Genomic DNA, 8,766 nt, shown 5'->3' with positions numbered 1-8,766 from the left:
AAATCATAGCTAGCCTAGACTCCAGGGGTTTGCCCGTTGGATCACGAGCGGTAGGTCAACGACCTAAGTTTGTGATATGTCAGCCCTGCTAGAGGCGAAGCCCGACGGCGCCGACCGCCGAGCCCGTGTTGGAGGCAGATCCGTCCCAATGTGTTTGGGCCGAGTTCTGATTTCACGCGCGCGCCCGAGGTCAGCGAAACCTTCACGGGCCAGACCCGCGACCGCATGCGGACCAAGATGGGCGGTTACCCGCGCGACTTTCTCCGGCCGTGGCTCAGCGCATCGTAGTGAATGCGAAAAAAATCGTGGGCTCGAAAAGCGCGCTGCCGCGGAGCCTTGTCGCTGTGTGTCTGGCGCAAAAAAGGTGAGTTTTGCAGTACCCAGCTTTGTACCGAAATGGCGCACCCGACACGATTCGAACGTGTGGCCTTCGCCTTCGGAGGGCGACGCTCTATCCAGCTGAGCTACGGGTGCCTGCGCTGCTTACGCAGTGCTTACGCGGAAACTTCGCGGTTGTGAAGCGATCCGCGCCGATTTCTTAAGTATCTGAAAACTCGATCTCTTTTTAGTCTCACATCCACAGGAAATAGCTTGACATCTGCCTTCGGAGGGCAACGCTCTATCCAGCTGAGCTACGGGTGCGTACGATCGACCGTTTAGCCGATTGTCCGCAGGTCGGCAACGGGATTGGCAAGGGTGCGGGGCGCTTTTCGAGGGCGGACGGCCCGTGTCTGGCTCCTTGCCGGAGCCGGCCGTCATGCTGGAACGATGGCCTTGCCGATCGGCCATAGCGCGATGGCGGCGAGCTTCAGATGCGCCCAGGCGAAGGGGATGCCGACGATCGTGATGGCCAGCGCGATCGCCGTGACGAGATGGCCGAGCGCCAGCCACCAGCCGGCGAGCACGAACCAGATGACGTTGCCGACCAGCCCGAGCAGACCGGTGCCCATATCGCTTTCGCCGGTCACCATGTCGCGGCGGACGGCGCGCGAGCCGAACGGCAACAGCGTGTAGACTGCAATATTGAGGGCGGCGCGCGCCCAAGGCAGGCCGATGATGGTGATCGCCATCACGACCGCAGCGATCAGCCAGCCGAACGCCATCCAGGCGCCGCCGAACAGGATCCAGAGCAGGTTCAGGAGGATAGAAACGGGCTGCATGGGAGACGTCCTAATGCCGACGCTTGCTGGCCGCCTTATAGCGGATGCCAATGCAGCGGTATAGCCATGCGCCTTCGCGGTCGGCGCGCCATCGGAAAAACGGATGCGCGGGATGACAGCCGACGCGCTGTTTGCGAACGCTTCGCCTGCGATCAGCCTGTGGCCTGTGCCGCCGGAGGCTCTTCGGTCGCTCCGGCCACCGCAACTGGCGCGAACAGCTTGCGCAGCTCGGAGGCCGGTTTCGGCGGGCTGAACAGGTAGCCCTGCATTTCGGTGCAGCCGAGCTGGCGCAGCAGCATCTGCTGTCGCCCGGTCTCGACGCCTTCCGCCGTCGTCGTCATGTTGCTGGCGGCTGCGATGTTGACCACCGCCTGCACGATCGCCGCCGACCCATCGCCCTCGATGTCGCTGACGAAGCAGCGATCGATCTTGATCTTGTCGAACGGGAAGCGTTTGAGATAGCTCAGCGACGAGTAGCCGGTGCCGAAATCGTCGAGCGCGATGCGCACGCCGATCTGGCGAAGCTGGTGCAGAATCTCCAGCGCGGCGGCGTCGTCGCCGATCAGCACCGCCTCCGTGATCTCGATTTCCAGCCTGCCCGGTGCGAGGCCGGAGCCGGCGAGAGCGCTCGCGACGTGCAGTGCGAGTGTCGGTGATTTCAGTTGTACCGGCGAGACGTTGACCGCGAGCCGGATATGGGAAGGCCAAGCGACGGCTTCCATGCACGCCGTCCGCAGCACCCAGTCACCGATCTCGTTGATGAAGCCGGTGTCCTCGGCGATCGGGATGAAGTCGAGCGGCGGGATCATGCCGCGCTCCGGATGACGCCAGCGTAACAGCGCCTCGCACCCGGTCATCGCATTGTCGGAAAGATCGACCAGTGGCTGATAATGGATCTCGAAATGGCCCTCGGTGAGCGCGCGGCGCATGTCCTGCTCGATCCGCAGGCGAAGGCGCGCGCTCTCGTCCATCGCCCGATCGAAGAAGCGGAAGGTGCGCCGGCCGCCGGCCTTGGCGGCGTACATCGCGAGATCCGCGTTCTTGGTCAGCTGATCGCGCTCGATGCCGTCGCGCGGCGCCATGGCGATGCCGATGCTGGCATCGCACGGGAGCTGATGGCCGAGACATTGATAGGGGGAGCGAATGGCCTCGAAAATCCGCTTCACCGCGGCGACGACCTCGTCGCGTCCTTCGACCGCGGTGAGCAGCACCGCGAATTCGTCGCCGCCGAGTCGCGCCACCATGTCGGCTGGCTTGAGACAGCTCTTGATCCGCGCCGCGACGGCCTTCAGCAGCTCGTCGCCGACGTGATGGCCGAGCGAATCGTTGATACCCTTGAATTCGTCGATATCGATATAGAGCAAGGCGAACGTCTCACCGCCGCGCGCCCGCTCGAGCTCGCGGTCGAGCTGCTGGCGGAATAGCACGCGGTTCGGCAGGTCGGTCAGCGCGTCGAAATGGGCGAGGCGGATGATTTTCTCGGCGGCTTCGCGCCGTTCGGTGATGTCCTCGACGACGTTGATCAGGTAACGCGGGGCATTTCCCGGGTCGCGAATGGCCGTGCGGTAGGAGGTGACATAGCGCAGCCCCAGCGCCAGGCTCTGGGTGGGATACTCGTCCAGGAACAGGCCGTCGGGGCGGACGATGGCGCGATCGTCATCGGCCGTGACTTGCTCGGCGGTGGCTTCCGGGAACATGTCGAAAGCCGTCCTGCCGATGATGTCGTCGCGGCTGCGCAAAAAATGCTGTTCGGCAACACGATTGACCATCACGTAGCGGCGATCGTGAGCATCCTTGACCGTGATCTGAGAGGGGATGTGGTCGATGATCTCGCGCAGCAGGGCATGATTGCGGTCGCGCTCCCGCTCCAAGCGGCGGTGCTCGGTGATATCCTCGATGGTGGTGACCCATCCGCCCTGCGACAGCGGCTTGTCGATGATCTTGAAGCAGCGGCCGTCCCTCGTCTCATACATCGCCTGCCGGGTTCTGCCGGCGGCGACGTTGGCGATGACGGCGCCGCAGAATTGATCGACGTCACTGTCGAACGAGCCGCGTTCCCGGCAATGCACCATCGCGTCGCGGAACGAACAGCCGGGCCGGATCACATCGCTGGACAGGCCGAGCAGGTCGATGAGCCGTTGATTGAACATCGCGATCCGTGCCTCGCTGTCATAGAGCACGAGACCCTGCATCATGTTGTCAAGGGCGCTCTCGACGCGCTGCTTCTCCGCCTCGAGCCGCAGCTTGGCATCGCGGTTCTGCCGGACGATCTGGCGGGCCACCAGCGCGACCATCAGCACGACCACCATGATTACGAGCGCAGCTGTGACGCTGAGCAGCCAAATCTGCGAATACCAGTCGGCCAGCGCGGCGGATTCCGTTTTGCTCGCAGTCACGATGGTTGGAAAGCGGCCGACCGGCGCAGCCGCCACCAGGCGGACGACATGGTCGATCGGGCTGGTGAGGAGTCCGCTCTGCCGCGTGCCGTTGCGCGCCGCGGTGACCATCAGGTCGCCCCGCCGATATTTGTTGCCGATCAGGCTTTCGACCCGCGGATAGCGCGCCAGCAACGTGCCGTCGGCATGGAAGATGGTGATCGAGGCGTCCGGGGTGAGCGCCATCGATTGCAGAAAACCTTCGTAGGTAGCCGGGTCGATCCGGCGCGCCAGCAGGCCGAGGAACACGCCATCGGCGCCCGTCAATCGCTGCGCCACGATCGTGGTCCATTTACCGGTAATGCGGCTGCGGACCGGCTCCGTCACGATGTTGTCGGGCGGCGGGTTCGACCTCAGCGTCTGGAAGTAGGCGCGGTCGCTCACCGCGAGCTCCGGCAATGGACCCTCCGTGGACGAACCGACGACATGGCCCTCGGAATCGAGGATGTTGAGCTCGCCGAGCTGCGACAGCCCGGCGGCAACGCCTCGCAACAGTTCGTGCACGGAGGGGGCGGACATTCGCGCCCGAAAGGCTTCCTGCGAAGTGATCGACGACAATTGCAGCCGCTTCACCACGTTCCTGGTGGCGGTCTCGGAATCCTGGAATTGCTGCTCGAAGTGACGCGCCAGCAGCAGCACGGTGTTGTCGAGCTCGCGCTTGGCATTGTCCAGCGTGCGCTCACGCAAGCCGTTGGCCAGCACCATCGTGCCGACGATGATGGCGGCAATCAGCAGGCTGCCGCAGGTGCCGAGCCAGCGCACGGGGTCACGCCTGAGAGGCGAAGCGTGCCGTGGTTTCGCCGCGTCGGTTCGGGGCGTTTCTGCTGCACGAGGCATGCTGGATCATCTACCGCGATGTCGTCGTTCCGTTCACCCCATTATTACTTATGACTGGTGGCGCGGCCGTTAGGAAAGGCGGTTACCTGCGTCTTAAGTGCGGCTTAGATGACGGCCCTTTCGCCACCTCAATACCGGCGCCGCAGATCTCAGCGGCGATAGCTGCTCCCGCGGGCCTGGTATTGCCGGCTTTCCGGCGCCGGGCGGCTCGCGAGGCTCTTGCGCGCCTCGCTTGCGAGCGGGATCGCGGGCTTGAGCTCTTCCAGGAAGATCGGACGCGAGAAGTAGTAGCCCTGCGCATAGCGGATGCGGGTCGCGGCCTGCAGATAGGCCAGCTCCTCGAAGGATTCGATGCCTTCGGCAATCACGGTCATGCCGAGCGCCTCGCTCAGGGATTCGATCGCGCGCAGGATGCCCTGGCTGCGCGGCCGCTTATGGATGTCGGTGATGAAGGCGCGATCGATCTTGATCTCGTCGGCGGTGATGTCGGCGAGCGCCGACAGCGACGAGTAGCCGATGCCAAAATCATCGATCGAGATGCCGACGCCGATCTCGCGCAGCAGCGGCAGGATCTCTTGCTGGAAATGGCTCTTGGTGACGAAGGCGTCTTCGGTCACCTCGACCATGAAGCGCTTCGGGAAGCCGGTCGCGGCGAGCGCCTCGGCGAACGGGCGCATGAAATCCGGATTGCCGGCCTGCTTGGCCGCGACGTTGATGCTGATCGTCGCCTCATGCCCGAAGGTCTCGTTGATGAGGTCGATCGATTTGACGATCTCGGCGAGCACGAGATGGGTCAGCTCGTCGATCAGCCCGAGCTCGACGGCGAGATTGACGAAGGCGCCCGGCGCCTGGATCACGCCCTCATTGTCGCGCAGCCGCACCAGCGCCTCGATACCCTTGATCTCCTCGGTGCGGATGTCGACCTTGGGCTGAAACGCGCAGCAGAAGCGCTTCTCCAGGATCGCAAGCCGCAGCGATTGCTCGACCTTCATGCGGGCGAGCGCATCCTGCTCCATCGCATGATCGAAAAACGCGACCGCGCCCTTGCCGTTGTTCTTGACCCGGTACATTGCCAGATCGGCTTTCTGGCGCAGCACCTCGTAGTCGTTGCCGTGGTCGGGATAGAAGCTGACGCCGATCGAAGCCGAGGCGAACACTTCGGCGCCGTCGATGAAGAAAGGCGCGTTCAGCCGGTACAGCATGGATCTGGTGAATTCGGCGACCTCGGCTGCCCGGTCGATCGGCTGCAGCAGCAGCAGGAATTCGTCACCGCTGATGCGCGACAGCAGATCGGTGCTGCGCAAATCGCGTCCGATCCGCCGCGCCAGCTCGACCAGCAGCGCGTCGCCGGTCGCGTGGCCGTAATAGTCGTTGATGTGCTTGAAATTGTCGAGGTCGATGAAGGCCAGCGCGAACGGTCCGCCGCCGTGCCGCACCAAATGGTCGACACGGCGCTCGATCACCCGCCGCATCGGCAGGCCGGTCAGCTCGTCGAAATAGGCCGAGCGGATCAACAGCTCCTCGAATGCCTTGTGCTCGCTGATATCGGCCGAACTCGACAGCAGCAGGTTGCGATCGCCGATGCGCACCGGGCGGTGTGCGGTGAGCAGGGTCTGCGGCCCGCTCGCGCGCGGGATCTGTTCCTCGGCGACCACCGATCGTCCGCCGCGCAGCAGCGCGCAGCCGGTTTCCCGACGCTGCTCCAGCGGCGAGAGCGTTCCGTCCCGCGCATCCGTGCCGCCAGTGAGCTGCGCGGCGGCGGCATCGTTGATCAGCACCAGCCGGCCATGCTCATCCTGCACCGTAACGCCGGTGGGGAGCATCTTGAGCACGTCGCGCAGCAGGCTCAGCTCCGCACTCGCGCTGCCGGCCTCGGTCAGCCGGGAAGAAAAGTTGTGCCGGTCGGAGTTCTGCATGCGCCGACTGTGCGCATTGCCGGCTTCGTTTTGGTTAAAGGCCACGTAGAAACCCGGAAATGGCGGAATTCGTGAGGGGCGTGCTTGTAGCGGCATTAACCTGACATCAACATTGTCGCGTGCGCATGCGGGGCTCAACTCGGCGGAATCCGGCACTGCATGGTGCAATGGATGCCGGTCTTCAGGAACGAGGTCTCGGTCTTGCCGTCGAACGGCAACAGCGCGACGCCGAGCAGCTTGGTCCCGAAGCCCGGCTTGCCGACGTCCTCGACCGCGGGGCCTTCGGTCTCGTCCCAAGTCAGCTTGAGCCGGTCGTCGGTCCGGGTCCATGCGACCTGCAGGAAACCACGCGGTGAGGCGAAGGCGCCATACTTGCCGGCGTTGGTGGCGAGCTCGTGGAACACCAGCGACAGGCTGACCGCGAGCTTGGCCGGCAGGAACAGCGGCTCGCCATTGAGGTCGAAGCGGACATGCCCGTAGGGCCCGAGTTCCGCCAGCAGCAGATCCTTGAGGTCGCAGCCCTGACCGTCGACCTTGGTGATCAAATCGTCGGCGGTCGCCAGCGCGCGGATGCGGCGGTCGATGCTCGCCCACACCTGCGGCTGGTCGTGCAGCACCTGATGCAGCACCGCGTGGATCGTGGAGGTCTTGTTTTTGAGACGGTGCTGCAACTCGTCGACCACCAGCTTGCGATAGGCCTCTTCCTCGGTCAGGCGCATCGAAATCGCGCGCTGCTGCGCGGCGATGGTGCGGTAATGGCTGAGGCCCCAGATCATCAGCGCGCAGGCGACCAGATAGACCGCGAGCAGCACGAACCGGGCGACGTCCACCGTGCTGGCGCCAAAATGGACCACCAGGCCGAGCACGCCGCCGGCCAGCGCGGTCGCGGTGCCGACCCGCCGTCCGCCGAGCGCGCAAGCCAGGAACACCGCCGGGATATAGGGCGAGAAAAAGATGTCGGACCGGATATGGGCGAGGCTCCACCGCAGCAAGGTCGCCAGCAGCAGGCAGATGGTGGCAAACACCGTGCCGAGCAGCGGGGACGGCTGCGTCACGCCGTGCCAGGCGCGCCTGAACTCTTCGGTGAGTCGCGTCATGGTGCCCATCAGCCCGAGTGCCGCATCCAAAATAAGGCTCGGCAGGCCTAAATTTAAGGATGCCGTCGCCGGTGTCGCTTGTCTTGTCATGCGCAGAACCGGATGATGGTTCCCGTGTCCCGGCGGCGATCTGCGGCGCCGTGGACCATTCATCTGAGATAATTTGAGCAAATTCAGAAGAGGCATACGGGTATGGGACGGCTCAACGACAAGGTCGCGGTGATCACCGGGGCGACCAGCGGCATCGGCCTGCGCACGGCGGAGGTCTTCGTGGCCGAAGGCGCCAAGGTGGTGATCGCCGGCCGGCGCGTGGTGGAGGGCGAGGCGCTGGCCGCGAAGCTCGGTCCGAACTGCATCTTCCGTCGCACCGATGTGGCTGTCGACGCCGAGGTTCGATCTCTGATCGAGCTTGCGGTCGAGAAGTTCGGCCGGCTGGACTGTCTGTTCAACAACGCCGGCGGTCCGGCGCAGACCGGCGGCATCGAAGGACTCGAGGCCGATCGCTTCGACGCCGCGATGGCGGTGCTGCTGCGCAGCGTGATGCTCGGCATGAAATATGCCGCGCCTCATATGAAGAAGCAGGGCTCGGGCAGCATCATCAACAATGGCAGCATCGCCGGGCGCCTCGCCGGCTACTCCACCTCGCTGGTCTACGGCACCGCCAAGGCCGCGGTGATCCATCTCACCAAATGCGTGGCGATGGAGCTCGGCGAATCCGGCGTCCGCGTCAATTCGATCTCGCCCGGCCTGATCGCCACCGGCATCTTCGGCAAGGCGCTGGGCCTGTCGACCGACAATGCCGAGAAGACGCCGGAGGCGATCCGCAACGCCTACGCCACCGCGCAGCCGATCCCGCGCGCCGGCATCACCGACGACATCGCCCATGCCGCGGTATTCCTCGCCAGCGACGAATCCGGCTTCATCAACGGCCATGACCTCGTCGTCGACGGTGCCATCACCGGCGGCCGCAACTGGAGCCAGCAGCAGCAGGGCTATGTCGCGATGCGAAAGCTGCTCGGAGATGTGGTGGAGTAGGGCGCGCTTCATAAGCAATGAGTGATAAGTAATGAGCCGCAAGCTACATCGGCAGTGCGCTCCCTCTCCCCGTTCTTTACGGGGAGAGGGCAGGGGTGAGGGGCAGACGCACGAGCGGTGCAAGTTGTTAGACCTGTACCCTCTCACCCGATCGCTTCGCGATCGACCTCTCCTCGCAAGAGGGGCGAAGTTCCCAGCTCACACCGGCTTCAAGATCAGCTTCAATCCGTCCCGCGGCTTCGGGATCGGCCACACCTGCCAGCTCGGCTGATAGCCCGGCGCAAAC

5 protein-coding genes and 1 tRNA gene are annotated in these 8,766 nt (G+C 64.4%); 1 reads left to right on the top strand and 5 read right to left on the bottom strand.

Translation table 11 applies throughout. The features are described 5' to 3' along the window. Positions 1–397: 397 nt before the first annotated feature. The 5 genes from WA702_RS29340 to WA702_RS29320 form a co-directional block, all read right to left on the bottom strand. A tRNA-Arg gene (locus tag WA702_RS29340) sits at positions 398–474 on the bottom strand. 281 nt (positions 475–755) lie between these two features. After that, entirely contained in the window at positions 756–1,160 is a 405-nt protein-coding gene (locus WA702_RS29335) for a YccF domain-containing protein (protein WP_425114033.1), read from the bottom strand. Between the two features lie 152 nt (positions 1,161–1,312). Continuing rightward, complete coding sequence (locus WA702_RS29330; protein ID WP_425114032.1) at positions 1,313–4,432, bottom strand: bifunctional diguanylate cyclase/phosphodiesterase; 3,120 nt, start codon at positions 4,430–4,432, stop codon at positions 1,313–1,315. 149 nt (positions 4,433–4,581) lie between these two features. Further along, positions 4,582–6,348, bottom strand: a complete 1,767-nt coding sequence (locus WA702_RS29325) for a putative bifunctional diguanylate cyclase/phosphodiesterase (protein WP_425114031.1) — start codon at positions 6,346–6,348, stop codon at positions 4,582–4,584. Positions 6,349–6,482: 134 nt separating this feature from the next. Then, positions 6,483–7,445: a sensor histidine kinase gene (locus tag WA702_RS29320; protein ID WP_425114030.1), complete on the bottom strand. Its 963-nt coding sequence runs from the start codon at positions 7,443–7,445 to the stop codon at positions 6,483–6,485. A gap of 192 nt (positions 7,446–7,637) precedes the next feature. Between WA702_RS29320 and WA702_RS29315 the strand changes: the two genes are divergently transcribed. Next, on the top strand, positions 7,638–8,480 hold the full coding sequence (locus tag WA702_RS29315; protein ID WP_425114029.1) for an SDR family NAD(P)-dependent oxidoreductase: 843 nt from the start codon (positions 7,638–7,640) through the stop codon (positions 8,478–8,480). The last annotated feature ends 286 nt before the right edge of the window (positions 8,481–8,766 follow it).

Origin of the sequence: Bradyrhizobium sp. (assembly GCF_049798375.1) — a bacterium.
In the GTDB taxonomy this organism is placed as follows: Bacteria; Pseudomonadota; Alphaproteobacteria; order Rhizobiales; family Xanthobacteraceae; genus Bradyrhizobium.
The sequence above is the reverse complement of the archived record's forward strand: the minus strand, read 5'-3'. Positions and strand labels throughout refer to the sequence as shown.